This window comes from Streptomyces sp. NPDC007088 (assembly GCF_042869355.1).
Classification (GTDB): domain Bacteria; phylum Actinomycetota; class Actinomycetes; order Streptomycetales; family Streptomycetaceae; genus Streptomyces.
Map to the genome: position 1 here is coordinate 53940 of NZ_JBIAFO010000020.1, position 26999 is coordinate 80938.

The 26999-nt window shown below is 74.6% G+C and carries 21 protein-coding genes and 1 tRNA gene; 8 read left to right on the plus strand and 14 right to left on the minus strand.

Annotated elements, in window-relative coordinates; genetic code table 11:
- Nucleotides 1-96: 96 nt before the first annotated feature.
- Nucleotides 97-1308, minus strand: a complete 1212-nt coding sequence (locus ACFYMP_RS26240) for a pyridoxal phosphate-dependent aminotransferase (RefSeq protein WP_388862093.1) — start codon at nucleotides 1306-1308, stop codon at nucleotides 97-99.
- Nucleotides 1309-1591: 283 nt separating this feature from the next.
- Here ACFYMP_RS26240 and ACFYMP_RS26245 point away from each other — a divergent pair, with 283 nt between their 5' ends.
- Nucleotides 1592-2116, plus strand: coding sequence for a GNAT family N-acetyltransferase (locus tag ACFYMP_RS26245; protein ID WP_388862095.1), 525 nt, complete (start codon nucleotides 1592-1594; stop codon nucleotides 2114-2116).
- A 172-nt stretch (nucleotides 2117-2288) separates the two neighbouring features.
- Here ACFYMP_RS26245 and ACFYMP_RS26250 read toward each other — a convergent pair whose 3' ends face one another.
- Nucleotides 2289-4268 (minus strand): putative bifunctional diguanylate cyclase/phosphodiesterase, encoded by a 1980-nt coding sequence (locus ACFYMP_RS26250; protein ID WP_388862097.1) that lies wholly within the window; start codon nucleotides 4266-4268, stop codon nucleotides 2289-2291.
- Between the two features lie 537 nt (nucleotides 4269-4805).
- Here ACFYMP_RS26250 and ACFYMP_RS26255 point away from each other — a divergent pair.
- The gene (locus ACFYMP_RS26255; protein WP_388862099.1) at nucleotides 4806-6152 is read left to right on the plus strand and encodes a M6 family metalloprotease domain-containing protein; all 1347 of its coding nucleotides are present in this window, start codon (nucleotides 4806-4808) and stop codon (nucleotides 6150-6152) included.
- Nucleotides 6153-6292: 140 nt separating this feature from the next.
- Here ACFYMP_RS26255 and ACFYMP_RS26260 read toward each other — a convergent pair.
- The 7 genes from ACFYMP_RS26260 to ACFYMP_RS26290 form a co-directional block, all read right to left on the minus strand.
- Nucleotides 6293-6366 (minus strand) — tRNA-Lys (locus ACFYMP_RS26260).
- Nucleotides 6357-7025 carry a hypothetical protein gene (locus tag ACFYMP_RS26265; protein WP_388862101.1) on the minus strand — a complete coding sequence of 223 codons (669 nt, stop codon included), beginning with the start codon at nucleotides 7023-7025 and terminating at the stop codon, nucleotides 6357-6359. Before ACFYMP_RS26265 ends, ACFYMP_RS26260 begins: the two co-directional genes overlap by 10 nt.
- A gap of 372 nt (nucleotides 7026-7397) precedes the next feature.
- The gene (locus ACFYMP_RS26270; protein ID WP_363144732.1) at nucleotides 7398-7736 is read right to left on the minus strand and encodes a hypothetical protein; all 339 of its coding nucleotides are present in this window, start codon (nucleotides 7734-7736) and stop codon (nucleotides 7398-7400) included.
- Nucleotides 7737-7897: 161 nt separating this feature from the next.
- Nucleotides 7898-9268, minus strand: a complete 1371-nt coding sequence (locus ACFYMP_RS26275; protein ID WP_388862103.1) for an AAA domain-containing protein — start codon at nucleotides 9266-9268, stop codon at nucleotides 7898-7900.
- A complete protein-coding gene (locus tag ACFYMP_RS26280) occupies nucleotides 9265-10866 on the minus strand; it encodes a hypothetical protein (RefSeq protein ID WP_388862105.1) in 1602 nt (533 codons plus the stop codon). Before ACFYMP_RS26280 ends, ACFYMP_RS26275 begins: the two co-directional genes overlap by 4 nt.
- Nucleotide 10867: 1 nt before the next feature.
- Nucleotides 10868-12025, minus strand: a complete 1158-nt coding sequence (locus ACFYMP_RS26285; RefSeq protein WP_388862185.1) for a hypothetical protein — start codon at nucleotides 12023-12025, stop codon at nucleotides 10868-10870.
- Nucleotides 11979-12995 (minus strand): phosphatase PAP2 family protein, encoded by a 1017-nt coding sequence (locus ACFYMP_RS26290; RefSeq protein ID WP_388862107.1) that lies wholly within the window; start codon nucleotides 12993-12995, stop codon nucleotides 11979-11981. Before ACFYMP_RS26290 ends, ACFYMP_RS26285 begins: the two co-directional genes overlap by 47 nt.
- A gap of 337 nt (nucleotides 12996-13332) precedes the next feature.
- Here ACFYMP_RS26290 and ACFYMP_RS26295 point away from each other — a divergent pair, with 337 nt between their 5' ends.
- Nucleotides 13333-13944 carry a histidine phosphatase family protein gene (locus tag ACFYMP_RS26295; protein WP_388862109.1) on the plus strand — a complete coding sequence of 204 codons (612 nt, stop codon included), beginning with the start codon at nucleotides 13333-13335 and terminating at the stop codon, nucleotides 13942-13944.
- A gap of 164 nt (nucleotides 13945-14108) precedes the next feature.
- On the opposite strand, the gene ACFYMP_RS26300 is transcribed toward ACFYMP_RS26295, so the two are convergent.
- Nucleotides 14109-15575: a tetratricopeptide repeat protein gene (locus tag ACFYMP_RS26300; protein ID WP_388862111.1), complete on the minus strand. Its 1467-nt coding sequence runs from the start codon at nucleotides 15573-15575 to the stop codon at nucleotides 14109-14111.
- A 265-nt stretch (nucleotides 15576-15840) separates the two neighbouring features.
- On the opposite strand from ACFYMP_RS26300, the gene ACFYMP_RS26305 reads away from it, so the two are divergent.
- From ACFYMP_RS26305 to ACFYMP_RS26320, 4 genes are all read left to right on the plus strand, one after another.
- On the plus strand, nucleotides 15841-16350 hold the full coding sequence (locus ACFYMP_RS26305) for a hypothetical protein (protein WP_388862113.1): 510 nt from the start codon (nucleotides 15841-15843) through the stop codon (nucleotides 16348-16350).
- Nucleotides 16351-16417: 67 nt separating this feature from the next.
- Nucleotides 16418-17269, plus strand: coding sequence for a spermidine synthase (locus tag ACFYMP_RS26310; protein WP_388862114.1), 852 nt, complete (start codon nucleotides 16418-16420; stop codon nucleotides 17267-17269).
- A gap of 181 nt (nucleotides 17270-17450) precedes the next feature.
- Complete coding sequence (locus tag ACFYMP_RS26315; RefSeq protein WP_388862116.1) at nucleotides 17451-18179, plus strand: response regulator transcription factor; 729 nt, start codon at nucleotides 17451-17453, stop codon at nucleotides 18177-18179.
- Nucleotides 18180-18199: 20 nt separating this feature from the next.
- Nucleotides 18200-19660 (plus strand): HAMP domain-containing protein, encoded by a 1461-nt coding sequence (locus ACFYMP_RS26320; protein ID WP_388862118.1) that lies wholly within the window; start codon nucleotides 18200-18202, stop codon nucleotides 19658-19660.
- A gap of 215 nt (nucleotides 19661-19875) precedes the next feature.
- Here the strand turns inward: ACFYMP_RS26320 and ACFYMP_RS26325 are convergent, their stop codons facing one another.
- From ACFYMP_RS26325 to aspT (ACFYMP_RS26335), 3 genes are all read right to left on the minus strand, one after another.
- On the minus strand, nucleotides 19876-21525 hold the full coding sequence (locus tag ACFYMP_RS26325) for a bifunctional aspartate transaminase/aspartate 4-decarboxylase (RefSeq protein WP_388862120.1): 1650 nt from the start codon (nucleotides 21523-21525) through the stop codon (nucleotides 19876-19878).
- A 30-nt stretch (nucleotides 21526-21555) separates the two neighbouring features.
- Nucleotides 21556-23259 carry an aspartate-alanine antiporter gene (gene aspT / locus ACFYMP_RS26330; RefSeq protein WP_388862122.1) on the minus strand — a complete coding sequence of 568 codons (1704 nt, stop codon included), beginning with the start codon at nucleotides 23257-23259 and terminating at the stop codon, nucleotides 21556-21558.
- Nucleotides 23260-23326: 67 nt separating this feature from the next.
- Nucleotides 23327-25003, minus strand: coding sequence for an aspartate-alanine antiporter (gene aspT, locus ACFYMP_RS26335; RefSeq protein WP_388862123.1), 1677 nt, complete (start codon nucleotides 25001-25003; stop codon nucleotides 23327-23329).
- A gap of 237 nt (nucleotides 25004-25240) precedes the next feature.
- On the opposite strand from aspT (ACFYMP_RS26335), the gene ACFYMP_RS26340 reads away from it, so the two are divergent.
- Nucleotides 25241-26293 carry a LacI family DNA-binding transcriptional regulator gene (locus ACFYMP_RS26340; protein WP_388862125.1) on the plus strand — a complete coding sequence of 351 codons (1053 nt, stop codon included), beginning with the start codon at nucleotides 25241-25243 and terminating at the stop codon, nucleotides 26291-26293.
- Between the two features lie 19 nt (nucleotides 26294-26312).
- On the opposite strand, the gene ACFYMP_RS26345 is transcribed toward ACFYMP_RS26340, so the two are convergent.
- Entirely contained in the window at nucleotides 26313-26963 is a 651-nt protein-coding gene (locus tag ACFYMP_RS26345) for an endonuclease (RefSeq protein ID WP_388862127.1), read from the minus strand.
- Between the last annotated feature and the right edge of the window lie 36 nt (nucleotides 26964-26999).

Below are 26999 nucleotides of genomic sequence, written 5' to 3' on the forward strand. Positions count from 1 at the left end.
TGGTCGCGGCGGGCCGCCCGTGTGGTGGTCGCGGCGATGCCGCCCGTGTGATGGTTCGGCGGCGGCGTCCCCGCCGTGATGCCGGGCGGTACGGGCTCAGCTCTGGCTGTAGCCGTCCAGGAAGTGCCCGATCCGGGTCACCGCCTCCGTCAGGTCCTGGACGTTGGGCAGCGTCACGATCCGGAAGTGGTCCGGGTCGGGCCAGTTGAAACCGGTGCCCTGCACGACCATGATCTTCTCCTTGCGGAGCAGGTCGAGGACCATCTCGCGGTCGTCCTTGATCTTGAAGACCTTCGGGTCCAGGCGCGGGAACAGGTACAGCGCGCCCTTCGGCTTGACGCAGCTCACCCCGGGAATCCGCGTCAGCAGCTCGTACGCGGTGTCGCGCTGCTCCATCAGCCGGCCGCCCGGCAGGACGAGATCGTTGATCGACTGGCGCCCGGTGAGCGCCGCGACCACCCCGTGCTGCCCCGGCATGTTGGCGCACAGCCGCATGTTGGCGAGGATCGTGAGCCCCTCCAGGTACGAACTGGCGTGGGCGCGCGGACCGGACACCACCATCCAGCCGACCCGGTAGCCCGCGACCCGGTACGCCTTCGACATGCCGTTGAAGGTGAGGGTCAGCAGGTCCGGGGCGAGGGCGGCCGTCGGGGTGTGCGTCGCCCCGTCGTACAGGATCTTGTCGTAGATCTCGTCGGAGCAGACCAGCAGGTTGTGGCGGCGCGCGATGTCCGTCAGGCCGCGCACCATCTCCTCGTCGTAGACGGCACCCGTCGGGTTGTTCGGGTTGATGATGACGAGGGCCTTGGTGCGGTCGGTGACCCGGCGTTCCACGTCGGCGAGGTCCGGCATCCAGTCGGACTGCTCGTCGCAGCGGTAGTGCACCGCCGTGCCGCCCGCCAGCGAGACCGCCGCCGTCCACAGCGGGTAGTCCGGGGCCGGGACCAGTACCTCGTCGCCGTCGTCCAGCAGGCCCTGCATCGCCATGACGATCAGCTCGGAGACGCCGTTGCCGATGAACACGTTCTCGACGTCGGACTCCACGCCCAGCGTCTGGTAGTGCATCGTCACCGCGCGGCGCGCCGCCAGCAGGCCCTTCGCGTCGCCGTAGCCGTGCGCCGAGGACACGTTGCGGAGGATGTCCTCCAGGATCTCCGGCGGGCAGTCGAAGCCGAAGGAGGCCGGGTTGCCGGTGTTGAGCTTCAGGATGCGGTGACCCGCCGCCTCCAGCCGCATGGCCTCGTCGAGCACCGGGCCCCGGATCTCGTAACAGACATTGGCGAGCTTCGTCGACTGGATCACCTGCATGCCGGTCACCTTACGGCCGCGTCAACCGGCCTGCGAGGCGATTGCCGCGCACGCCCCGGCCCGCCAAAGGCCCGCCCGCCGGGTCCACGGCTTCCTTTCCCATCCCGTCCCGCCCGCCCGGCGTGGCTTTACGGTGCCCAGGGCCCCGGACCGGCTTGGAATGTGGCGGTCCGCGCCGCGCGCACGCCCAGTCGCGTGAGTTCCGCCACCTGTGAGCACGGACACTCCGCCACGGCGGGCTAAGGTCGGCCGGTCCCGTCGACGTGACCCCAGGAGCACCCCCATGCCCATCCGTCCCGCCACCGCCGAGGACGCCCCCTTCCTCACCGACATGCTGCGCGAGGCGTTCGACTGGACCGGCCAGGGGCGGTTCACCCGCGAACAGGTCCGCACCGACCCCGCCATCGCCCACCACGTCGAGGGCTGGCCGCTGCCCGGGGACTTCGGGGTCGTCGCCGTCGAGGAGGGCGAGGCGGGGGAGGAGCCCGCCGGGGCGGCCTGGGCCAGGGCCCTGCCCGCCGAGGACCCCGGATGCGGCTTCGTCGCCCCCGACGTCCCCGAGATCATGCTCGCCGTGGCACCCGGCCACCGGGGCAGGGGCCTGGCACGTGCCCTGCTCACCGCCCTCGTCGACGAGGCCGCCCGGCGCGGCGTCGCCCGCCTGAGCCTCAGCGTCGAGGACGGCAACGGGGTGGCGCGCCTGTACCGGGAGGCCGGGTTCACGGCGGTGGGGCGCTCCGGGGAGGCCGACACGATGGTCCTCGACGTGGGACGGCGCACCGGGGGCGGCGCGGGCGCGGGGGGCTGAGCCGCCGCCGCGCCCGGCCCGCTCGCCGCCCGGCCCGCTCGCCGTGCCCGGTCCGTTCGTCGTCCCTGGGCGGTCGGTGCGTCGTGCCCGGTCTGCGCGTCGTGCCCGGTCCGCTCGTCGTCCCCGGGGTGGTCTGCTCGCCGTGCCCGGTCCGTTCGTCGTCTCTGGGCGGTCAGTCCGTCGTGCCCGGCCCGGTTTCGCCGGGTGCCGTGTCCGTGTCCTCGCCCCCGGTCGTCCTGCTGCCCGGCCAGCCCGGACAGCAGCCCGTCGTCTCCAGCAGGTCGCCGATGCGGTCCGGGGGGACCGGACGGGAGTAGAGCCAGCCCTGCCCCGTGTCGCAGCCCATGCCGCGCAGCCGCTCCGCCTGGCCCCGGGTCTCCACGCACTCCGCCGTCACCGTCAGGCCCAGCCGGTGCGCCAGCTCCACCAGCGCCTGCACGATCACCTCCTCGGCCTGGTGCGCCTCGCCGTCCCCGGACGTGCCCCCGTCCCCCGCCTCGTACGGGAAGCCCCGCACAAACGATCCGTCGAGCTTGAGCACCGACACCGGGAGGCGGCTGAGGTACGACAGGTTCGAATAGCCCGTGCCGAAGTCGTCGATCGCGATGCGCACCCCCATGTCGCTCAGCTCCTGAAGGGCGCGCAGCGGCCGGCCCGTCTGCCCGACGACCGCCGACTCCGTCAGCTCCAGTTGCAGCAGCTCCGGAGACAGCCCCGTCTCCTTGAGGACCGTCGCGACGTCCCCCACCAGATCCGAGTCCCACAGCTGGCGCACCGCCACATTGACGCTCACGAACACCGGCCGGCTCAGCGGATGGTCCCGCTGCCACGCGCGCGCCTGGGCGCAGGCCGTACGCAGCACCCAGCGGCCCAGCGGGACGATCGAGCCGTCCTGCTCGGCCAGCTCGATGAAACGGCCCGGGGCGAGCCGGCCGAGCCGGGGGTGGCGCCAGCGCACGAGCGCCTCCACGCCGTGCAGGGTGCCGTCCTTCAGGGCCACCAGCGGCTGGTACTCCAGCTCGAACTGCCCGTCCTCGACCGCCGGGCGCAGCGCCGCCGACAAGACCTGCCGGTCACGGCACCGCTCGTGGCGCTCCGCGTCGAACAGCGTCCAGCGGTCCCGGCCGTCACTCTTCGACCAGCGCAGCGTCGCGGTCGCCGCCCGCATCAGGTCCGCCGGGCTCGTCTCGCACGCGTGCCGCTCCACGACCCCCGCCGAGGCCGACAGCGACAGCCGCCGCCCCGCCACCACGAACGGCTCCCGCACCGCCCGCAGGGCCGACTCGGCGAGCGCCGTCACCTGCTCCTGGCCCCGGCAGTCCTCGATCAGCAGCCCGAACTCGTCCCCGCCCAGACGCGCCACCAGCGGCACCTTGTCCGGCCTTGGGGCCGCCGCCCGCGCACACCCCGTCAGGCGCTCGCCGACCATGCGCAACAAGCGGTCGCCGACCCGGTGGCCGAAGGTCGCGTTGAGCGCCTCGAAACCGTCCAGGCCCAGGCAGCACAGGCCCACCCGGCCCACGTCGCCGCGCCGCGCGCCGTCCTCCAGCGCCCGCGCCAGCCGCTCCAGGAAGTACGCCCTGCCGGTCAGCCGGGTCACCGGGTCCTCCCGGTGGGCGTGGCGCAGCCGGGTACGCAACTCGTGGCGCAGGCTCACGTCGTGCACCGAGAGCAGCACCGTGTCCTCGCCCGCCACCCGGTCCACGGACACCTGCGCCCACACCACCCGGCCCGCCGGCAGCCGCAGCCGGCGCACACAGCACAGGCGGGTTCTGCGGCCCCGCAACAGGTCCTGGTACCCGCGCGCGGAACGCGGATCGGCGACCAGCCCCGTCAGCTCCCCGGCCGACCGCCCGGTCAGCCCCTCCGGGCCCACCGCGAACAGCTCACGCAGCGAGGCGTTCGCCGAGACGATCCGGCCCGCCGCGTCCACCACGGCCATCGGCAGGGGAGCGCTCGCGAACACGGCCCGCCACCCGACCCCGGGTGACGCCCCCGGATCGTCACACTCGGTGAGGCCGAGGGGGTGGCCTCCCGGTTCGTCGCCCGGGGCCGGTGGACGCGCGGCGAAGGCCGCCGGCAGGCCGGTGCCGTCTTCCCCCGGCAGGTCCGCACCGGCCGCCACTGACGGTCCCTCGGACGTTCCGTTCACCGCTCGCTCCCGCCGTTCGCCAGGGTGTCCGTACTGGAAAGTGTGCCGATCATAGAGGCCGACCGGAGGGCCGTTCCAGTGATTCGGGGGCGTGTGGAGCGCACGGAACTCCACGTCCGATCGCCGATGTTCACTTGACTCCCGGCCTTGTCCGTCGAGGGCGTGAATCAGTCGTTCCCCGACCGGATGTGACACAGCGTGAAAAGGGAGGGTTTCGCTCGCCCGCGTGCCCGCTCACTCGCCCGGGTCAGATAAACAGGGCATGAGTAAATAAACCTCCGCAAGGTGGTGGACGTGTTCCGCCCCTCGCGCCCGCACCTCCGTGTACCGCGCCAACTGCCTCCGGGGACCCGCCCCCGGCGCCGTCGGTGGTGGCGTCGCGCGCGGCCGGGACCGGTCCCGCGCGATTCCGGCCGAAGCGGGTCCGGCGCCCACCGGGGCAGCCCCCCGGGCAGCTTCCCCGGCGGTCACCCGGGCGGCTTCCCCGGAGGCTCCCCCTTCCCCGGAGGCTCCCCCGAAGGTGCGGAGGGCCGCCCCGTGACGGGCGGCCTCGCCCTGCCTCCCGGCCTTCCCCCGATCCCGCCCGGACCCCCGGGGCCGTCCGGGTTCGCCGGGCCGCCCGCGCCCCGCGAGCCCGAGTCGTACCCGGGCGGGCCCGCCCGCCGCCGGCTGTCCTGGCCCCGGCGCGCCGCGGCGGCCGTGACCGCGCTCGCCGCCCTGGCCGCCTGCTCCCTCGTCGCCGCCCCCGCCCTCGCCGACCTGCGTGCCGGGCCCTGCGCCCTGCCGCGCACCGCCGCTCACCACTCCGAGGGCCTCAGCACCTGGAACGGGTCCTACCCGAGGCCCGACGGGCGCCTCGACGCCGTCCTCGTCTACCTGTCGTTCCCCGGCGCCGAACCCGGGGCGAGCCCCCGGCAGCTCAGCGGCGACTACTTCCCCGCCACCAGCCGCTTCTACGACACCGCCTCCTACGGCCGCACCCGGCTGGTGCCGCACGTGCGCCCCGACTGGGTCCGCATGCCGAAACCCGCCTCGGCCTACGCGATACAACGGGACTGGAACGGCGGGCAGCGCTCCGCCTACCTGCGCGACGCCCTCGCCGCCGCCGACCCCGGCACCGACTTCGCGCGCTACGACCTCGTGTACTTCGTCGCCGACCCCGACGCGCCCGGCGTCAACTCCGACGCGACCAAGGTCGTCAACCTCGGCGAACCGCTGCACGCCGACGGCAAGGCCCTGCGCCGTGTCGTCACCGTCTTCGAACAGCACCCGCCCGACCACAACGTCCTCGCCCACGAGACCGGACACGTCTTCGACCTGCCCGACCTCTACCGCCGCCCCGCCGACGGCAAGGGCGACTGGGACACCCACGTCGGGGACTGGGACCTCATGGGCAGCCAGTTCGCGCTCTCCCCCGACTTCCTCGGCTGGCACAAGTGGAAGCTCGGCTGGTTGCGCGACACCCAGGTGTCCTGCCTGCGGGGCACCGGCACCACCCGGCTCAGCCTCGCCCCGCTGTCCGCGCCCGCCACCCCGCCCGGCGTACGGGGCGCGCCCCGCCTCGCCGTCGTACGCACCGGCCAGTACAGCGCCCTCGCGATGGAGATCCGCACCGCCGCCGGGAACGACCGGACGACGTGCGCCGAGGGCCTGCTGCTGTACGAGGTGCACACCGACACGGCGTCCGCCGAGGGCCCCGTCAAGGTCCTGGACGCCCACCCCGCAAGCGCCGCCTGCGAGGGCACCTCCGTCCTGCCCGCCCTCGCGGACGCCCCCGTCGGTGTCGGCGAGACCTTCTCCGTGCCGGGAGAGCCGCTCCAGGTCGCGGTGGAGGGCACCGGGCCGGACGGGGAGTGGACCGTCCGCATCACCCGCACCCCCTGAGGACGTCTTCGTCAGGGGGGCGGACGCGGGCCTACGGATGCGGGCGTACCGAGTCCGCCACACGGCCGGTACACGTCCGGTACACGGGCGCGGGCATGCGGAAAGGCCCCCCGCTCGCGCGAGGGGCCTTTCCGTGTCGGTGCGCCGCCAGGGACTCGAACCCCGGACCCGCTGATTAAGAGTCAGCTGCTCTAACCAACTGAGCTAGCGGCGCCTGCTGACGTCGTAGACATTAGCACCCTGGTCGGCGGGAGGAAAAATCGATATCCGCACCCCCGACCTGGCCGCCCGGGAGGCCGCCCACATCAGCACCTCCGGGCCCGGCAGCCAGGGCGCCGACGAGTCCGGGGCGACCAGCCAGCGCGTCTCCTGACCGGCGTCCGGGTCCGGCTCCACGGCGGGCAGCGTCACGACGTCCCCGGCGCCGTGGCACAGCAGCGGCGGCACGGCGTACCGGTGGCGGCCTCCCCACTCCTCCCAGCGCAGCAGGGACAGCAGCCGGCCCCCGGTGCCGGGCGCCGCGAAGATCAGGACCCGGTCCCTGCGGACGGCGAGCGGGCCGCAGCCCGGCCCCTGGGCCCACAGCCGGTCCACCATGCGGCGCCCGAACAGGGCCGGGGCGTTGATCAGGTCGAAGGCCGTGCCGCACGGCACGACGAGCGGCGAACGGGGCCGGGCGTCCCACAGCGCCAGAGTCTCCGGCGGGCACGCCGTCGCCGAGGCGAGCCAGCCGGCCCCGGCCCGCGTCATCCGCCCCGCGTCGTCGCCGCCCGCCAGGGGCGTACCCCCGAAGTCGTCCACCGCGCCGCCCGGCACCTCCGCGGTGCGCCGCCCGGTCCTGCTGCCGATGATGTCGAGATCCACGCTGCTCATACCCCTACGGTCTCCCCGACGGAGGCCGTGTGCGACGAACTTGGCGGAAACAGGGACAGAAGGACGGGGGAAGGCGTACCGTGCGCGCTCACCCGGCATATGCCGGATGCGGACGGCCCCGGGCACCCGCACACGCGAGGCCGGTGGGACAGGGGCGCGGCACTGTGGCGGCGCACGCGCGGGCAGGGCGGGGCGGACGCGCGGGGGTGGTGGGTCCGGTGCCCCGCACCCGGTGGGGCGGGCGCGCGCTGAGTGAGGGGGACGCCGGGGTCGCGGGACCGGCCCCCCGCACCCGGTGCGGCGGACAGGCGGGCGGGGTGAAGCGCGCGGGGTTGGCGGGACCGCCCCCCCCGGCGGGACCGGTGCGCGGGGCTACTTCTCGACCGCGCCGCGCAGCAGGTCGTGGCCGAACTCGATCATCTTCTTCGCGTAGTCCTCGGTCCACTCCGCGCGCTCCGCGATCGCCGCCGGGGTGAGCCGGTCGAAGCGGCGCGGGTCGGCGAGCTGGGCCGCCGCGAGCGCCTGGTACTCCAGCGAACGGTCGGCCGCGGCGCGGAAGGCGTGGGTCAGCTCCGTCGCCCGGTCCAGCAACAGACGCGGGTCGTCGATGTCCTCCAGGTCGAAGAAGTGCTCGGGGTCGGCGGCCGCCGCCTTCGGCTCGAAGAGCAGCGGCGCGGGACGCGGCCGCGGCTGCCGTTCGGGCTCCGCCATGAGGTCCTCCTGTCGTGCGCGTACGGTTCGTGCGGTCCCGCGGGAATCCGCTGGTCGTGTGCGGCCGGGCGGTGGACCACCCACCATTGTCCCCCGCACCGCAAGGAGGAGCCTTGGCCCAAGCTCGGCGGCGCGGGGGAGCGCCCCGGCCCCCCGTGCTGTCAGCAATCCAGGGGCACCCGATGTTCCGCGAGGTGCGCGAGGACCGCGTGGTTGGCCTCCCAGCCGTCGGGGAAGCGCAGCGTGACGCCCAGCTGCACCGGTTCCGTCGACGGATGCTCGTCCAGGAGCTCGGCGACGCCCGCCCGGCACACCACGACACACGCGTGCCGGTGCCGGGAGGCCAGGACGCACAGCCGGCCCGTCTCCAGGTGGAAGGCCGTCGCGTCGGGGCGGCCCGACAGCGGGTGCAGGACCACCGTCACGTCGTACTCGCGGCCCTGGAGCCGGTTCGCCGTGTCGACCGTGACCCCGGTGATCCCGAGGGCGGCCAGCGCCGCCCGGACCGCCGCCGCCTGGTCGCGGTGCGCCGTGCCCACCGCCACCCGGGCCGCCGTCACCGGCCGCGGACCGCCCTCCTCGCCCGCCGAGGCCGCGACCCCGCCCCGCTCCAGCAGCCGCCGCACGACCCGCGCCACCGCCGCCACCGCCTCCGGGTCGGTACGCGGAGTGTGCCGGGCCGGCAGCTCCAGCAGCCCCCATCCGGACAGCGCCGCCTCGTCCAGCACCCGGTCGTGCGCGGAACCGTCCCCCGCCACCGCGAAGCCCAGCGTCCGCTCCCCGGGCCCGGTACCGCTGCGGAACGGTGTGTACGGATAGAAGGCCGCGCTCACCAGCGGGGCCGCCGAGGCCGGCAGCCGCCAGGACACCGGCAGCCGGTGCTGCGGCAGCCCCGGGTTGTGCGCGAGCAGCGTCGCCACCGCGCTCGCCGAGGGGTCGTAGGCCAGCCCCGCCCACTGCTCGGCGCCCACGATCGAGAACGGGTCGAGCTGCCCCGGGTCCCCCACGAACAGCGCCCGCTCGAAGAGCCCGGCCACCGCGAGCAGCGCGTCCGAACGCATCTGGTACGCCTCGTCCACGATCGCGTGCGGCCACGGCTCGACGTCCTTGACGTGCGCCCACTTCGCGGCCGTCGACACCACGACGGGCAGCTCAGTGAGGTCCCCGACCGCGCTCGACGTCTGCACCCGCTCCAGCGCGTCCAGCGCCGGGTCGTACGCGTCCTGGTCGCTGCTGTGCAGCCGCCCCACCGGCAGCTCCGGGTCCTTCGCGGCGAGCCGCAGCACCAGATCGTCGACCTGCGCGTTGGTCTGCGCCACGACCATCAGCCGGCGGCCGGCCGCCGCCAGCTCCCGGGCCGCCCGCACGACGAGCGTGGACTTCCCCGCGCCCGGCGGCGAGTCCACCACCACCCCGCGCTCCGTCCCGTACAGCGTGTCCGCGAGGATCGCCCCGGTGGCCCGCGCGGCGAGCGCCGAGGGGTCGAAACCCCCGCCGGTCCCCGCCGCGGTCGCGGCCGATGTCGTCGTCACAGCAGGTCCTCCTCGGTGACCGGGTCCGGCGGTTCCGGCAGCGGTACGTCCTGCGGGCCGGACGGCGGGCCGCCGTGCGTCCACGGGGTGTCCTCCGCCTCCGGCAGGGCCGCCCCCGGCCGCTGGTCGTGCGCGAAGAGCGTGAAACACAGGGCCGCGCCGACCTCCGGCACCGAACCCTCGGCGGGCTCCCTGCCGCGGCCCATCCGGTCCAGGAGCCTCAGCACGAGCGACCCCTCCTCGTCCGTCCGTACGTACTGCGCGGTCTGCGGCTTCCCGTCGAGCACCCGGAACACCTTCGTCCGCTCGGCCACCTGCGGCCGGTCGCCGGTGCGCAGGGTGAGCAGCGGGCGGGGGCTGGGCCGCTTGCTGTCCGTGTACGTCATCTCGACGCCCGTCACCTCGCCGACGAAGGCCTCACCGGACAGCCGCCGGGCCGCCATGACCAGCGGGTCGTCCAGCGCCTCCTGGGCGTCCAGCCGGGCCTGCTCGCGTTCGCGGGCGGCCAGCTTGCGGGCGGCGGTCACCGCGTCGTCCCGGCGCGGCTGCGGCGGCTCACCGGCCGCGATCCGGTCCCGGTGCGCGGTGTACGACCAGCGGTCCCTCGTCCACCGCTCCCGCGCGTACCCGCCCTCCGGCAGCTCCCGCAGCAGGTCCAGGCCGCGCCACACCGCGTCCCAGGTGGGCCGGGTACGGCTGAGGACCAGCTCGCCGACCTCCCGCTCGGCCGCCGACAGGGCGCCCAGCAGACGGTCCGCCTCCCCGCCCTCCTCGGCCGCCGCCAGCGCCGCGCGCGCCCGGTCCCAGCGCTCGATCGCCGGGGCGAGCAACCGGTTGTCGAAGGCCGGGTCGGTCGCCGGACCGGCCGGCGGCAGCCGCAACTGGCCCTCGGCGTCCCGGTCCAGCTCCGCCGCGAGCGCCGCCTCCGCGCCGCTCAGGCCCTCCGGCGGGTCCAGCCACGCGAGCAGCGCCCCGAGATGCTGGTCCTCCAGATTGCTCTGCCCCGTCGCCCAGTGCCGCGACAGCAGCTCCGTCATGGGCAGCAGCAGCGCCGAGCCCGGCACCCGCGAGCGCTCCCCGAAGTGCGTGAGCCAGCGGCCCAGCAGCGGCACGTGCGGCGGCGCGGGGTAGGGCGCCTCCGGGTCCTGCTCGGCCGTACGCCGGAACCGCATCGAGCGCCCCAGCAGCCGCAGGAACTCCACGCCCGGCCGGCTCGGGACGATCAGCTGCGGGGCGTCCTTGCACAGCTCCGTCTCCACGGTGACCCGCTTGCCCGTCCCCGGATCGGTCTCCTTGCGCTCCACCGCCTCCACGTCGCCCGCGAACCCGTCGACGTACGGCAGGACCACCGAGGCCAGCGCCGACAGGAAGCCGAAGCGCAGCTCGCGGTCGCGGGGCTGCGGGACGAACAGCAGCCGGGGCTCCTCCCGGTCGCAGCCCACCAGCGCGCCCAGCGGGGCACCCGCCTCACCGGCCGTGACGAGCGGCACCAGGACCAGCGGGCGCGGGGACAGGTGCCGGTGGCGCACCGTCGTCAGCGCCTGGGCCCGCCCCGTGTGCACCGCCTCCAGCCGGGCCAGCGTCGAGATCAGCGACATCTCAGACCCCCCGTTCCCGGCCGGAGCCGGGCGCGGCGGCGGCCCCCGCCAGGGCCTCCGCGCGCAGCTCCTGGGCCCGGCGCAGGGCCGCGACCGCCGGGTCGGCCGGGTCGGCCGGGTCGCCCGCCTCGCCGTGGGCCGCCGCGAGCACGTCCGCGACCGTCGTCAGACCGCCCAGTTCGCCGCGCACCGAACGGCCGAGCGCCGTGACCGCCCCGGCCCCGCGCGCCCGCGACCGGCAGTGGAAGGCCAGTTCACAGGCGGACAGGCACTCCGGCGCGTACACCGCGGGGACCGCCTCCACCGCCGCCGTCAGCTCGCCCACCGGGAGTCCCGTGTCGAAGGCCGTGCCCTCGGGCAGGGCGCCCGCGATGTCCTCGACCCGGGTGAGCCGGGACAGCTGCCTGCGGGTCACCGCGAGCTGCTTGCGTACGTCCACGGCGGCCCCGGCCGGGAGGTTCGAGAAGTCCCTCGGGCACACCAGCAGGACCCGCTCGCGCACCTCGGGCACCGGGTCCAGTCGCGCCGCGACCTCCTGGAGCGCCAGGACGTACACCGCCGACTGCCGCGCCGCCGCGCCCACCTTCGCAGGGTCCGCCGCCCCGTCGATCATCGGGAAGGACTTGATCTCGACCACCGCCCACGAACCGTCCGGGGCGACCACCACCGCGTCCGGCTCCAGGAAGGCGGGGGAGCCCGCGACGTCCAGCGCGAGCATCGGGTGGTCGAGCAGGGTCCAGCCGCCCTCGGCGACCGCCTCGCGCAGCGCGAGCTCCGTACGCGTCGCCCGGCCCTCCGGTCCCGCCGCCGACAGATCGGGCACCCGCGCCCGGCCCGGCACCGGCTCGGGGCCGCCGCCCAGCCGCGCGTGCGTCAAACGCAGCAACTCCGCGCCGCCGTCCGCCTTGACCCGGGCCTCGAAGGCGTTGCCGCGCATGAAGGCGAACTGGGACTGGCCCGCGTCCGAGGGGGCACCGAGCGCGCGGGCCAGCTCCGCCTTGTCGACGCCCGCCCCGTCGAGCAGGGCCCGCCGGTCGCAGCCCGGGTTCGCGGCGAGCGCGGCGAGGGCGCGGGCGTCCAGCGGCCGGGCCGGGACCTCCGGTCCGCGCAGCTCAGCGAGCCGCCGCCGGAGCCCCGTCCGGTCGCTCTGCCGGGGCAGGTTCGCGCCCCCGGTCGGCTCCTGGGGCGAGGGGATGCTGCTGGGGTATTCGCTCACCCGCCGAAGTCTCGCATCCGCCACCGACAACCGGTCCGCGCACCGCGACCGGGGACGCCCCCCGGCCCCTCCCGGTGTCCGCCGCGTCGTCCTCCCCGGGGGAGCGCGCCACGAGCACGCTGTGCTCCGCGGCGCCGCCCAGCCGGACCCGGAGCCGGGCGGCCCAGCGCAGGACCGGGCGGCTCAGCAGCGCGCCCACGCCCATCACGGCCGCGCCCGCGAGCGCGTCCAGCAGGTAGTGGTTGGCGGTGCCCATCACCACGAGGGTCGTGATCAGGGGGTAGACGATCCCGGCCGCGCGCGCCCAGCGGCCGCGCCCGTGCCGCCACAGCATGACCCCGCACCACAGCGCCCAGCCCACGTGCAGACTCGGCATCGCCGCGTACTGGTTGGTCATCCCGCCCAGGCCCCGGGGGGCGCTCGCCTCGCCGCCCCACCACCCGTACGAGCTGTAGTGCGCCATCGTGTCGACGAAGCCGTACCCGGCGGAGAGCAGCCGGGGCGGGCAGGTGGGCAGCAGGGTGAAGCCGACCAGCCCGATCATGGTCGAGGTCATGAGCCAGGTGCGGCCCGCCCGGTACACCGCCGTCCGGTAGCGGAACAGCCAGACCAGGACGGCCGGGGTGACCACGTAGTGCAGGGAGGCGTACCAGAAGTCGGCGGGTATACCGAGCCAGGGTTCGCGGGTGAACAGCCGGTTCAGCGGGTGCTCGGCGTTGATCCGGAAGAACTTCTCGATCCGCAGGATCGTCAGCCCGTGGTCCACGGCCCCGGCGACGTCCCCGCGAGCGACGAGACGGCCGGCCGAATACGCCCCGTAGACGAGGAGCAGGAGGGGTATCTCCGTCCACCAGCGCAGCCGGGTCATCCCGGCCGGCCCCGTGTCGGCGACCGGTGCCTCGGTCCGCTGCATCCGATCGCACTCCCTATCCCTGGCCGGCGGCGGCCGACTGCGGCGCCCCACTTTACGACGTATGCGGTTGTACGCCAGGGGCTGGTACCGGCGCCCGCACGACCTCGCACGTCACGCCCTCGCCTGCCCCGCTTCACGCCGGCTTCATCCCCCGGGCGGCCGACTGCTAGGACGCGAGAGGCGGCGGGCGGGTTGCCCCGGGGCAGGAGAGACGGACGGAGACCGTGCGGGATGATGGGGACGCGTGCGCGGGCCCCCTCCGCGGGCCGCGCGCACCGGTAACCCGGCGCCCCCGGCCGCACGCCCGGTGGCGCCCGTACGACGAAAGGTCCCCCTCATGGCGCCGCGCGTCCTGCTCGCCCGTCACGGACAGACCGCGTGGTCCCTGTCCGGCCAGCACACCGGGCTCACCGATGTACCGCTGCTCGACGAGGGCAGGCAGGGCGCGAAGCTGCTCGGCGACCGGCTGCGCGCCCAGCCGTACGAGGGGCTGCCGGGCGCGGTGGTCCGCACCAGTCCGCTCTCCCGCGCGGCCGAGACCTGCGAGCTGGCCGGTTTCGGCCCGCGCGCCCAGGCGTGGGACGCGCTGCGCGAATGGGACTACGGCGACTACGAGGGGCTGACCCCGGCCGAGATCCAGGAGCGCCGCCCCGGCTGGCACATCTGGCGCGACGGCGTTCCCGGCGGGGAGAGCGTCGGGGAACTCACCGCGCGGGCCGACTCCGTGGTGCGGCTGCTCAAGGAGACGGCCGAGGAGGAGGACACGGACACCGTGCTGCTCTTCGCGCACGGGCACATCCTGCGCGCCGTCGCCGCGCGCTGGCTGGGGCTTCCGCTCGACTTCGGGGCGCGGCTGCGGCTGAGCCCGGCCTCACTGTCGGTACTGGACTGGGCTTACGGGAGGCCGGCGATCGCGGCCTGGAACGAGACGGGTCATCTTTTCCCGTGAGGGGGCGCGTCTTTCCGTGAGGGGCGCTCTTTCCGTGAGGGGCGCCGGGGCCGTGTCCGGGGCGGGCGCGGCCCCTACGGTGTGGGCCTTCCGTCCTCCCGGCGGTCCTTCCGTCCTCCGGGCGGGCCCCCAACCGCCCGACGGGCGCGGAGAACCGGACGGGTTCAGGGGGCCGGGCAGCGGTCCAGGAAGTGCGCGACGCCCTGGAGCTTGCGGTGGCGGGTCAGGGCGCGGCTGGTGCGGTGCAGCATCGCGCGGATGCGGGGGGAGCGGACCTCGCCGAGGAGGGTCAGCACCGTGCTGCCCGCCGCGGCCGCCTCCTCGGGGTGGCCCGCGCGGGTCAGGTCGTCGGCCAGTTCCGCCGTGTAGAGCGCGATGTTCCGGGTGAACCCCGGGGTGCGGGAGGCCGCGACGGCCGCCGCCCGGCGGGCGTGCCGGGCCGCGCGCGACCAGTCGCCCAGCGCCGACCAGCACTGCGCCTCCAGGCCCTCCAGTTCGGCCTCGCCGTAGAAGGTCATCCACTCGGGGTCCGCGTCGCCGTCGCCTCTGCCGAACAGGGTGTGCGCCTCACCGAGGGCGCGTTCGCACGCGCCGCGGTCGCCCAGCCCCGCCCAGCCGCCCGCCTCGCGCAGCGAGAGCAGGGACAGCAGCCGGGGGGAGGAGAGGTGGCGGGCCGCGCGCTGCGCGGCCTGCGCGGCGCGGACCGCCTCGCGCGGCCGGTCCACGTCGCGCGCGAGGAAGGCCGTGTTGCAGAAGGCGTGCGCCTCCAGCGCGTCGTCGCCCGCCATCCGGGCGCCCGCGAGGGCCTCCGCGTAGTGCGAGCGGGCGTCGCCGAAGTGCCCCGAGTCGTGCGCCAGCCAGCCCACCGAGATGGACAGTTCGCCCGCCCCGGCCTGGAGCCGGTCGGTGGTGGACTGCCGGACGGCGCCCGTGTCGAGCAGCTCGTACGCGGTGCGCAGCGGGCCCGCCGCGCGCTGGTACAGTCCCTCGGCCCCGTGCCGGTCGTCGAGGACCCGGATCTGCCGCACCGCCTCCTCGACCGCGCGCGCCTCCCGCTCCCCGGGGTGGTGGCCCGGCCGGGGGGTCACCTCCGCGAAGGGGTCGGGCAGTTCGTGGGGCGCGGGGTCGCCGGAGCGCTGCGCGGGCAGCGCGGCGTGGGCCGGGCCGCCCAGCGCGCCGACGGAGGCGGCGGCGACCGAGGCGCCTGAGGTCATGAATGCGCGACGCCGCACGTCGCTCTCCTCGTCACTCTGTTTCTCGTACCGCGAGTTGTTCGCGGGGTGCGCGGGCTGCGCGGACTGCGTGCCCACGCCGGCCGCCCTCCGTCCCCGGACCGCAGAGCGCGGCGCGAAACCGAGGTCGCTCAGGGTTCTGCCCGGGAACATGTGCAGGAACACCCGTTCGTAGGCGTAGTTGGGGCAGCGGATCTCTCCGGACTCCACGCGGCCGATGTAGCGCGCGTCGCACGAGACGCCCTCGCCGATCTCCCGCGCCGCCCGCCGTACCGAGGCCGCGAACTCGCCGGGGGAGAGGGACCCCCGTAAGGCGCGGAAGGCCGCGTTGGGCCGGGGAGTCGTCGCGGGACTCCCCGGTGAGGCTGACGAAGGTGACAGTGGTGCCGACGACGCCATGGCCGAGCCCTCTCGTGCGGTTCGTGCGGGCCGGGCCGGCCGCTGCCCCGCGACCGGCCTGTTCCGACGGAGCAGAAAGGTACCCGCTGTGACGGTGCCGACACGCTGAGTTTGCGTACAAACCGGATATCTCACCCTCGATCTGCCATGAAACGCCATCCTTTGCGGCGGCGTGCCGCCGTAGCCCTTGACGCGTTGACGCGTTGAACGCTGTGGGGAGTGAGGAGCCGCCGGACGGCTCCGATTCGATCAAGGAGGGGTTCCCTTGTCGGAGTCCACGACAACGTCTGCTTCGTCCACCGCTACCGCCGTCGCCGCCGTCAACGCGGTCGTCAGCACCGGCGCCACCACCGTCACCGCGACCGTCACGGACGGTGAGGACGCCCCTGGGGGGCCCGAGCAGGGCGCCGGGGCCGTCCCCTGGGATCTGGTGACCGTTCCCGCGCGCTACGGCCTGGAGGCCGTCGACATCCTGCGCCGCAGCGCGCCCTCGGTCGGCCCCGTGGTCCACGACGGCACCTGCGCGACCCTCGGTTTCCTCGTCCCGCAGGGCACCGCCGACGCGTGGGACGTGCCCGGCAGCGCCTGTACGGAGACGGCGGGCCGCGGCATCACGCTGCCGTCGCTCGACGCCGACGGGGGCAGGACGGGCACCGGGCACAGCGCGTGGCTGCTGCCCCCCGGCGAGGGCGGCGAGGTCACCGACCCGGCCGTACTGCGCCGCGCCCTCGGCGAGGCGGCCCGCACCATCGAGGCGGTCGACCGCTGCCACTGAGGCCGTGCCGCACGCGGCGGGCGGACGCGGGCGGCGCGGTGCCCCGGCCCCTTCCTACAATGGGCGGGTGGCACGGAAGAAGAGCGCGGCGCCGGACGTCGCCGTACCGGTGGACGGCGGGCTCGCGGAACTGGTGCCCGACCGGGACCGGCCGCGCTCCTGGACGCTGACCCTGGACGGCGCCCCCCAGTCGCACGTGGACCTCGACGACCCGACGCGGCTCGACTTCGCCTACCAGCGCCGCATCGGCCACCTCGTCGACCTGCTCGCGCCGCCCGGCAAGCCCGTGCACGCCCTGCACCTGGGCGGCGGGGCCCTCACGCTGGCCCGGTACACGGCCGCGACCCGGCCCCGCTCGACCCAGCAGGCCGCCGAGGTCGACGCCGGGCTCGTCGCCCTCGTCCGCAAGGAGCTGCCGCTCGACCCGGGCGCCCGGATCAGGGTGCGCTCCCTCGACGCGCGCGCCGCGCTCGCCAAGGTGCCGGAGGGCTGGGCCGACCTCGTCATCACCGACGTCTTCGCGGGCGCCCGCACCCCCGCGCACCTCACCAGCACCGAGTTCCTGGAGGAGATCGGCCGCGTGCTCGCGCCGCGGGGGCGGTACGCCGCGAACCTCACCGACGGGCCGCCGCTGGCCTTCCTGCGCGGGCAGGTCGCGACCGCCGCCGCCGTCTTCCCCGAACTCGCCCTCGCCGCCGACCCGGCGGTGCTGCGCGGCAAACGCTTCGGCAACGCCGTCCTGTTCGCCTCCCGGGCACCGCTCCCGGTCGCCGAACTCACCCGGCGCATCGCCTCCGACCCGCACCCCGGCCGCGTCGAACACGGGCGGGGCCTGGCCGGCTTCACCGGCGGCGCGAAGCCCGTACGGGACGCCGGCGCGGTCGACTCCCCGCCCCCGCCCGCCTCCGCCTTCTCGTAGCGGTCCGGGCGTCCCGCGGCCCGCGAACGGCCTTCGTGACGCGCCCCGCGCCCGCGCCGCCGGGACCCGCCGCGCCCCGCGCCCGCGCGCCCCACGCGCCCGCCCCCCGTCACGCGATCTCCCCAACCGCCTTCCCGTCCGGCGGGGTCGGGGGCGCCGGGCATGGGTTACGGTGCCGGTCATGGCACGTGTGCTCGTCGTGGAGGACGACCCGTTCGTACGCTCGGCGCTGATCAGACACCTGACGGACGCCGCGCACGCCGTGCGCAGTGTCGGCACCGCCCTGGAGGCGCTGCGCGAGGTGGCGCACCAGGGCTTCGACCTCGTGATACTCGATCTCGGGCTGCCGGACCTCGACGGGGCGGAGGCGCTCAAGATGCTGCGCGGCCTGAGCGACGTGCCCGTCATCGTCGCGACCGCGCGCGACGAGGAGAGCGAGATCGTGCGCCTGCTCAACGACGGCGCCGACGACTACCTCGTCAAACCCTTCTCCGCCCCGCACCTGTCGGCCCGGATGACCGCCGTCCTGCGCAGATCCCGGTCCGGCGGCGCCGCGGAGCCCCCGCGCCTCATCGAGGTGGGCGGGCTGTGCATAGACCCGCGGCGGCGCAAGGCCGAACTCGACGGCGTGGCCCTGGAGCTGACCCGCAGGGAGTTCGACCTGCTGACCTTCCTCGCGGGCCGCCCCGGGGTCGTCGTCCCGCGCAGGGAACTGCTCGCCGAGGTGTGGCAGCAGTCGTACGGGGACGACCAGACCATCGACGTCCACCTGTCCTGGCTGCGCCGCAAGCTCGGGGAGAGCGCCGCGCGCCCGCGCTACCTGCACACGCTGCGCGGGGTCGGCGTGAAGCTGGAGGCCCCGGTGACCCAGGCCGGGGCGGGCGGCGTGCTGCCCGGCCCGACGGCCTGACCGGGGGGCGGACGTCCGCGATGCGCTGGGCCCTGGTCAAGGTGTGTCTGCTCGCGACCACGCTGGTGGTCCTCGCCTTCGCCGTCCCCCTCGGCCTCGTCGTCGAGCAGACGGCCCACGACCGGGCCATCACCCGGGCCGAACGCACGGCCGCCGCGATCGCCCCGACCCTCTCGGTCACCACCGCACGCGAGCCGCTGGAGCGGGCCATGGCGACGGTCGCCGAGGGCGGCCCGGACCGGCTCGCGGTGCACATCCCCGCCGGGGCGGGCGCCCCCGCGCAGGAGGCGGGGCGGCGGCGGGCCGCGCGGGGCGACATCGACACCGTGCGCCGCACCGGGCACACCACCTCCGTACCGGTGCCCGGGGGCCGTGCGCTGCTGCGGCCCGCCGCGCTGGGCACCGGGCAGATCGCCGTCGTCGAGGTGTACGTGCCGCGCGGGGAGGCCGGGCGCGGGGTGGCCGGGACCTGGCTGCTGCTGGGCGCGGCCGGGGCCCTGCTCGTCGTCGGGGCGGTCGCGGTCGCCGACCGGCTCGGGGTGCGCATGGTGCGCCCGGCCCGGCAACTCGCCCGCGCCGCGAGGGAGCTGGGGGAGGGGCGGCTCGGGGTGCGGGTCGCGGAGCGGGGGCCGGCCGAACTGCGCATGGCCGCCGCCGCCTTCAACTCGATGGCCGACCGGGTCACCGCACTGCTCGCCGCCGAACGCGAGCTGGCGGCCGACCTCTCGCACCGGCTGCGCACCCCGCTGACCGCGCTGCGGCTGAACGCGGCCTCGCTCGGCGGTTCCCCGGCCGCCGAGCAGACCCGCAGCGCCGTCGAGCAACTGGAGCGCGAGGTGGACACGTTGATCCGCGCGGCGCGTTCCGCGCACAGCGGGGACGAGCGGCCCGGCCGGGCGTACTGCGATGTCGCCGAGGCCGTACGGGAGCGCATGGCCTTCTGGTCGGCGCTCGCCGAGGACGAGGGGCGCGACACCCGCGTCTCGGGCGTCGGCCGGACGGTGTCCGTCCCGGTGGCGCGCGGTGAACTGTCCGCCGTGCTCGACGCCCTGCTCGGCAACGTGTTCCGCCACACCGGGCAGGGCACGGCCTTCGCGGTCGACGTCGTCGAGGGCGCCGCGCGCGGAGCGGTGTTCGTGGTGGTCTCGGACGCGGGCCCGGGAATCGGCGACCCGGGCAGGGCGCTGCGGCGCGGTGGCGGGGCCGGGGTCGCGGGCTCCACGGGGCTGGGCCTGGACATCGCCCGCCGGCTGGCCGAGTCCACCGGCGGGGACCTGCGGATCGGCCGTTCGGCGCTGGGCGGCGCCGAGGTGCGGCTGCGACTGCGGACGGGCGCCGGGGAGGCGGGGGAGCCCGGCTCCGCGTGCGCCGCGCACGGTGGTGGCCACCGGGCCGGCGGGGCGCTGCCCGCCTCCCCGCCGGCCGTCCCCGCCGGCCGGCGGCGCGGCTCCTTGGCCCGGTCCCTCGGTGACGGTCTTTAACGCGGGCCGACCGGCGCGTTAAGCGCGCCTTAAGAGGCTGGGCCTCGCGGGCCCGCCGCACTAGCGTCGCCCTCGCTCCCCTCCCCCACGGGGAGTCCCCGCAGGCCCCGTCCGGGACCGTGCGGGACCCCACGGGGTTCCCCGCCGGGAGCCTCTCAGGGAACGCGCGCCCCGGCCGGTCCTCTTCCCCCCACCCGGCCGGGGCGGGCCCGCCGTCAGGAGCCCGCGGCCCGCCATTCGGCCGCGTAGTCGTCGAAGATCTTGCGCAGGTGGTGGCCGATCCGCAGGTAGTCGAGGTCGTCCAGGTTGGCGAGGGAGACCCGCACCGACCACTCGGGCCCCTCGAAGCCGCCGCCGTTGAGCAGCACCACCTTGGTCTGCTCGGAGAGGCGGAAGAGCGGGTCCACGGCCTCGTAGTTCTGCCGGAGGTAGTCGGCGAAGTCCTTGCCGTGGGTGCGTTCCGCCTCGGCGAGCAGATCGAGTTCCACGTAGTACCCGGCCCGCAGCGGGTCCTCGGCGATCTTCATGCGGACGCCCTCAAGCAGCAGGTCGAGGCGGTCGCGCACGATGCCCCGCACCCGCCGCTTGTACGCCTGACCCTCCTCCAGCAGGTCGAACAGGGAGAAGAGCGACATCAGCACCTGCTGCGGGGTGGAGAGGCCGGCGGTGTGGTTGAGCGCGACCTGCCGCGAGTCGGCCACCATGCGGTCGACGAAGCGCAGTTTCTCCGGCTCCAGGGTGATCGTCCCGTACCGCCGGGCGAGACGGTCCTTCCACTCCTGGGGCAGTTCGGCGATCCGCCGGTCGATGACGTTGTCGTCGTGCAGCGCGATGACCCCGAGCCGCCAGCCGGTGGCCCCGTAGTGCTTGGAGTACGAGTAGACGAGCAGCGTGTTGTGCGGGAGGTCGGCGGCCAGCGAGCGGAAGCCCTCCACGAAGGTGCCGTACACGTCGTCGGTGACGAGGACGAGATCCGGGTTGTCCTTCGCGACGATGCCCTTGATCTGGTCCGCGACCCGCTGACTGAGCGCGAGCGAGGGCGGGTTGCTCGGGTTGACCAGGCACACCATCCTGATCGAGGGGTCGGCGAGCTTCGCGACCTCCTCGGGCGGGTAGCGCCACTCGCGCACCCCGCTCTCCGCGAACAGGCTCGCGCGCACGTACACCACGTCGAAGTCGTAGGTGTCGAGTTCGGGGATCTCGATGTACGGGGTGAACACCGGCGTCATGAGCGCGATCCGGTCGCCCCTGGCGAGCAGGCCGTTCTTCATGAGCGAGTCGAAGATGTAGCACATCGCCGCCGTGCCGCCCTCGGTGGCGAACAGGCTCAGGTTCCCCTCGGGCGCGTCGCCCGCGAACATCTCCTCGTTCAGGTACTCGCGCACGATCCGTTCGGTGTGCGGCAAAACGCGGTCCGGGACCGGGTAGTTGTCGGCGACGATGCCGTCACTCAGCTCGTGCAGGAAGGAGTCCTTGTCGAAGCCGAAGCGGCGCAGCGCCTCGTCCACGCATCTCACGAGCAGTTCCACGCCGGGCAGTTCGGGGTGGCGGTGGACGAAGGAGTCGAAGCGCTCGCCGGAGCCCTCCTTCTCGGGCATCCCGCCGAGGTTGTCGGCGGTCCACACCCGGCCGGACTCCTCCAGCGCGAAGTAGCCGAGGGCGTGGAAGGCCGCGCGGGGCCCGGTCGCGACCCAGTTGGGGTTGCCGCGGCCCGCGTTGAGCATCTGCGCCTGCGACTTGCCCTTCTGGCCCGGCTCGTCGGCCTGCTTCTCCTCGGCCAGGTCGATGAACACGTTCTTCAGCTCGAAGGGGCTCAGCCCCGCGTACCGCTGGATCTGCTCTCGGGTGAAACGGGTCTTGGGCATGGGGCTTCCTCCCGGGTGGGGGCGGGGCGGTCAGTGGTTGAGCAGGACGATCACGGCGCCCCAGATGGTGAGCAGGACGTTGCCCACCGCGTAGGGGATCGTGTAGCCGAAGGTGGGGACCTGGCTCCTGGAGGTCTCGTTGATCGCGCCGATCGCGGCGGTCGTGGTCTGGCCGCCCGCGAGGACGCCCATCAGGATCGGGAAGCGCATCTTCTGCACGTAGTGGCCGAACAGGAAGCCGACGAGGAGCGGGACGACCGTCGCGATCGCCCCGAACAGCAGCAGTCCCCAGCCGGCCGTGGACAGTCCGCTGGTGAAGCTGGGTCCCGCGTTGATGCCGACGACGGCGACGAACAGGCACAGCCCGAGCGTGTCCATGAACCACTGGGCGCCCGGCGGGACGTTGCCGAAGGTCGGGTAGCGCCCCCTGATCCAGCCGAAGACCAGGCCCATGATGAGCGCCCCGCCCGAGGTGGACAGCGAGATCGGGACCCCGCCCAGGGTCAGCGCCGGGATGCCGATGCAGCCCCCGAGGAAGATACCGAGCCCGACCCACACCATGTCGGTCGCGAAACTCGTCGGGACCGGCTTGCCGAGCCTGCGCCCGGCCGGGTCCACGAGCCGCTGCGGACCGGTCAGCACCAGGGTGTCGCCGCGGTTGACCGTGCTCGCCAGGCGGTAGGGGTACTCGGCGCCCGAGCGGTACACCTTGTCGATGTAGACCCCGACCATGAAGGGCTCCTTGCGCAGGTCGGCGACGCTCCGGCCGATCTGGTCCTTCTCGGAGACGACGACGTGCAGGTTCTCGGTGCGGTACGTCAGCAGGTCCGCGTCGTCGGCCTCGGGGCCGATGTGGGTGAGCGGGTCGTAGTCGACGAGGGCGCCTCGCAGGGCGCTGACCGCGAGCACGTCGCCGTGGCGGAGCTTGAGCTGCTGGTCGTGGTCGAGGATCTTCCCCGCGCGCCGTACCCGGGTCAGGTAGACGCGCCGCCCCAGGTGCGCCTGCTGGTCCTCGAAGTCCTGGACGGAGCGGCCCACGAGGTCGGGGCGCTCCAGCCGGTAGGCGCGCAGCACGACCTCGTAGTAGCCCTCGGCCAGGTCCGGGTCCTCGTTCGGCGCGTCGAGTTCGGCGGCGAGCCGCGCGGACTCCGCCGCCATGTCCTTGCGGTAGATCCTGGGCAGGAAGCTGGACAGCAGCAGGGCGCACAGGATCGTGCCGAGCGGATAGGTCACGGCGTACGCGATCGGCACCAGATTGGACTGCGACTTCACCTCACTCTTCGACAGGCCGGGAAGGTTGCCGATGGCGTCCTGGGCCACCCCGATGACCGCCGACTGCGTGAGGGCCCCGCCCAGCAGCCCCGCCCCCAGCCCCGGCCCGTATCCGAGCAGCACCGCGAAGCCCCAGCAGACCAGCAGGCCCGTCACGCACACCACGATCGCGTTGAGCACCTGCGGCAGCCCGTCCTTCTTCAGGCCCCGGAAGAACTGCGGGCCCACCCGGTAGCCGAGCGCGAACAGGAACATCGTGAAGAACAGGTTCTTCACCGTCGCGTCGATCTCGACCTTGAGCTGGGCTCCGAAGACCAGCCCGATCACGAGGCAGCCGGTGACGCTGCCGAGCGCGATCGCCTTGTAGCGCAGCTTCCCGACGAGGAAGCCGAAGGCGACCGTGATGAAGACGAGCAGCTCGGGATAGGGCTGGAAGATGTCGCGGTTGAGGAAGTCGATCATGTGGCCGGTCTTTCTGCCCGCCGGGCGCGTACGGCACCGGGCCGCGTGTGCCGGGGCGGCGGAGCGTTCAGGAGCCGAGGACGCCGACGAGGATCGGGCCGGTCAGCGGCAGCAGGAAGTTGGAGAGCGTGTACGTGATCGTGTAGCCGATGAGCGGGACGGAACTCTGCGCCACCTGGGTGATCGAGGTGATGGCCGGGGTCGAGCACTGCTGCCCGGCGATCGCCCCGATCAGCAGCGGCTTCTCCAGCCCGAGCAGTCGCAGACCCACGAACAGCGAGACGCACGCGGGGATCAGGACCATGCCGATGCCCGCGAGCGGCAGCAGCACCCCGTACTGCTTGATCAGCGGCCACGCCTGCGGGCCCGAGGTCAGGCCCGTGCAGGCGATGAACACCGCGAGGCCCAGGTCCTTGAGGGTGGACGCGGCCTGCGGCGGGAAGGCCCCGAAGGTCTGGCTGCGGGAGCGGAACCAGCCGAGGACCAGCCCCGACACGAGACAGCCGCCGCCGGTGCCCAGGGACAGCGGGATGTCCCCGAGGGTGATCACGACCTGCCCGAGCAGCGCGCCGAGCGCGATGCCCAGACCGATGTAGACGAAGTCGGCGCTGCTGTTCTGGACCACCGAGCCGAGCTTCGAGGTCAGCCGGTCGAGTCCCGAGCGCGCGCCGACCAGCGTCAGCACGTCCCCGCGCCGCAGCACCGTGTCGGGTGCCGCGGGCAGGTCCTGGTCCCCGCGCACCACGTCGGTGACGTACACGCCGTCCCGGACGAACTCCGGATGGGCGCGCTGGAGCTCGTCGAGGGTGCGGCCGACGCTGCTCTTCTCCGTCACGGAGATCTGACGCGTGGCCAAGGGGGTGTCCAGGCCCGGCACGGCGGGCGTCTCGGGCCCGATGTGCCGTCCCGCGTCGATGGTGTTGGCGCGCCGGCCCACGACCAGCACCAGATCGGACAGCGTCAGCCGCAGATCCGGCTCCGGGGTGAGAATCCGGCTGCCGCGCTTGATCCGCTCCACGGTGACCCGGCCGCCCGTGGCCCGCTCCAGCTCACCGACGGTCAGGCCGTCCGCGTCCGTCACCAGATAGGTGCGGCCCACCGTGGTGGGCAGGGCCTCCCGCTCGTCGGACTCCAGCGCGTTCTCGTCCCCGCGCATCCTCGCCCACAGCTCACGGGAGGCGTCCCGCAGGTTGATGCGGAGCACGATCGGCAGGATCTGGCTGGTGAACAGCACGATGGTGATGAGCCCGAACAGGTAGCAGACGGTGTACGCCGTCGCCACGTGCCCCTGGTACTCGCTGATCTGCGCCGCACTGAGCCCGGACAGCTTCCCGATCGACTCGGTGGCCGTGCCGACGACCGCCGACTCGGTGGCCGCGCCCGCGAGGATGCCCGAGGCGGTGCCGATGTCCAGGTCGAAGAGCTTGGCCAGGGTGAAGGCGATGGCGAGGACACAGACCAGCTCGATGAGGGACAGCACGCCGTAGCGCAGCCCGCGCCGGTTGAGGTTGGCGAAGAACTGGGGCCCCGCCATATAGCCCAGCGCGAAGATGAAGACCGCGAAGAAGACCGTCTTGACGTCGTCGCTCACCGAGATGTGACGGGTCCCCAGGAGCAGCGAGACGATGAGGGTCCCGCAGATACCACCGAGCTTGACCGGCCCGATGTGCAGCTTGCCGACCAGATACCCGGCCGCGATGCACAGGAACAGCGCGAGTTCGGGATGGTCCCGGATGAGGCCCATGCGGATCAGCCGGTGAGGGGGACGGGGGAGACGGAAAGGCGCGTAACGGGCATAGGGGAGAAATTAGCAGCCGTCGGCGGCGGTGGCCGGGCACGCGCGTGGCGTGGTGCCCGGCCACCGGGCGGCCGCTTGGCGGAGGCGGCGACGGGGTGCCCGGGGCGTGTGCGCACAATGGAGGCCGCGCGGGCGGAGCGGGGGCGAGACGAGCGACCGGCCCAGGAGCAGCGGGGAGAGGTCATGGCACAGACATCGCGGGGCCGCTCGGCGGGACGGCCCACGCTGGAGGAGGTCGCCGCGCGGGCCGGGGTCGGCCGCGGCACCGTCTCGCGCGTCATCAACGGCTCCCCGAAGGTCAGCCCCCGCACCCGCGCCGCCGTCGAGGCCGCCGTGGCCGAACTCGGCTACGTACCGAACACCGCCGCCCGCGCCCTCGCCGCCAACCGCGCCGACGCCATCGCCCTCGTCGTCCCCGAACCCGAGACCAGATTCTTCGCCGAGCCCTACTTCTCCGACATCATCCACGGCATCGGCGCGAGCCTCGCGCGCACCCCGCTGCAACTCCTGCTCACCTTCGCGGGCGGCGAACGCGAACGCGGCCGGCTCGCCGGATACCTCGGCGCACACCGCGTGGACGGCGCCCTGCTGGTCTCCGTGCACGCCGACGACCCGCTCCCCGACCAGCTGCGGGAACTCGGCATCCCGGCCGTGATCAGCGGCCCCCGCTCGGCCGCCGAGACGCTGCCCTCCGTCGACTGCGACAACTACGGAGGGGCCCGCGCCGCCGTCGAGCACCTGCTCTCCCAGGGGCGGCGCCGCATCGCGCACATCACCGGGGAACTCGACGTGTACGGCGCCGAGCGGCGGCTGGCCGGCTACCGCGAGGCGCTGGCCGACGCGGACGCCCACCCCGCCCTCGTGGCGAACGGCGACTTCACCGAGGAGTCGGGGCGCCGGGCCATGGCCGAACTCCTTAAACGCGAACCGCGGGTCGACGCCGTGTTCGCGGCCTCCGACGTCCTCGCGGCCGGCGCCCGGCAGGTGCTGCGCGCGGCGGGCCGCCGCACCCCCGAGGACGTCGCCCTCGTCGGCTTCGACGACTCCGCCATAGCCCGCCACCTCGACCCGCCGCTCAGCAGCGTCCGCCAGCCCATCGTGGAGATGGGCCGGGCGATGACCGGGCTCCTGCTGAGCCAGATCGCCGCCCCCCGCCCCGCCCCGGGACGCGCCCGCGCCGACCGGCACGACTCCCTCGTCCTGCCCACGGAACTCGTAGTCCGCGAGTCGAGCTGAGCGCGCGGCGGCGTACGGCTCAGCCCGCGTGCTCCAGGACGTCGTCCACGACGTCCTTCTCCAGCGCGGCCCGCACGAGCGCGGCGGCCAACACCGCCGGTCCCGCGTCCCCGGCGAGCCGCGCGAGACGGTCCGGCTCGCGCGGCAGACCCAGCCGCTCCGCGCCCTGGAGGGCCTTGGCGTCGAACCGGGGGGCCAGTTCGGGCCATACCGCCTGTGCCTCGCGCAGGAAGATGTCCACGCCCGCCGGGCCCATACCGGGGGTCTCGCGCAGCCCGGAACGCAGCGCGCCCTCGTCGCCGTCCGCGTCCCGGCGCACCCGCCGCAGGTCACCGCCGTGTGCTTCCAGCAGCCGCTCGGCGCCCTCCCCGAGCTGGGTCGCGGTCCGCTCGTCGTACCGCCGGTAGTGGCCCTCGCCGAGCGCGTCCACCCGCCGCTGCCAGCTCGCCTCGGCCATCGCGCGCGGGCTGCGCATCCCGTCGTGGAACAGGGCCCGCGCGGCGGCCACCGCGACGGAGGCCCGGATACGGGCGCTGAGCAGCGAACTGAGCACGAGGAGCTGGTAGAGCGGCTGCGGGGTGTCCTGGAGCCTGATCCCCGCGTCCCTCGCGTAGGTGCGGCCGTGGCGCGCGAGAAGAGCGGCGGCCACGGCGGACTGCGAAGCACTCACGTGCGGTCTCCCTTCGGGTGGATACGAGTGGGGGGG

What these genes read in the sequence shown, in the direction of transcription:
- ACFYMP_RS26240 (WP_388862093.1), bottom strand. Translation starts at nt 1,308, where the DNA reads ATGCAGGTGATCCAGTCGACGAAGCTCGCCAATGTCTGTTACGAGATC.
- ACFYMP_RS26245 (WP_388862095.1), top strand. Translation starts at nt 1,592, where the DNA reads ATGCCCATCCGTCCCGCCACCGCCGAGGACGCCCCCTTCCTCACCGAC.
- ACFYMP_RS26265 (WP_388862101.1), bottom strand. Translation starts at nt 7,025, where the DNA reads ATGAGCAGCGTGGATCTCGACATCATCGGCAGCAGGACCGGGCGGCGC.
- ACFYMP_RS26270 (WP_363144732.1), bottom strand. Translation starts at nt 7,736, where the DNA reads ATGGCGGAGCCCGAACGGCAGCCGCGGCCGCGTCCCGCGCCGCTGCTC.
- ACFYMP_RS26280 (WP_388862105.1), bottom strand. Translation starts at nt 10,866, where the DNA reads ATGTCGCTGATCTCGACGCTGGCCCGGCTGGAGGCGGTGCACACGGGG.
- ACFYMP_RS26290 (WP_388862107.1), bottom strand. Translation starts at nt 12,995, where the DNA reads ATGCAGCGGACCGAGGCACCGGTCGCCGACACGGGGCCGGCCGGGATG.
- ACFYMP_RS26295 (WP_388862109.1), top strand. Translation starts at nt 13,333, where the DNA reads ATGGCGCCGCGCGTCCTGCTCGCCCGTCACGGACAGACCGCGTGGTCC.
- ACFYMP_RS26300 (WP_388862111.1), bottom strand. Translation starts at nt 15,575, where the DNA reads ATGGCGTCGTCGGCACCACTGTCACCTTCGTCAGCCTCACCGGGGAGT.
- ACFYMP_RS26315 (WP_388862116.1), top strand. Translation starts at nt 17,451, where the DNA reads ATGGCACGTGTGCTCGTCGTGGAGGACGACCCGTTCGTACGCTCGGCG.
- ACFYMP_RS26320 (WP_388862118.1), top strand. Translation starts at nt 18,200, where the DNA reads ATGCGCTGGGCCCTGGTCAAGGTGTGTCTGCTCGCGACCACGCTGGTG.
- ACFYMP_RS26325 (WP_388862120.1), bottom strand. Translation starts at nt 21,525, where the DNA reads ATGCCCAAGACCCGTTTCACCCGAGAGCAGATCCAGCGGTACGCGGGG.
- aspT (WP_388862122.1), bottom strand. Translation starts at nt 23,259, where the DNA reads ATGATCGACTTCCTCAACCGCGACATCTTCCAGCCCTATCCCGAGCTG.
- aspT (WP_388862123.1), bottom strand. Translation starts at nt 25,003, where the DNA reads ATGGGCCTCATCCGGGACCATCCCGAACTCGCGCTGTTCCTGTGCATC.
- ACFYMP_RS26340 (WP_388862125.1), top strand. Translation starts at nt 25,241, where the DNA reads ATGGCACAGACATCGCGGGGCCGCTCGGCGGGACGGCCCACGCTGGAG.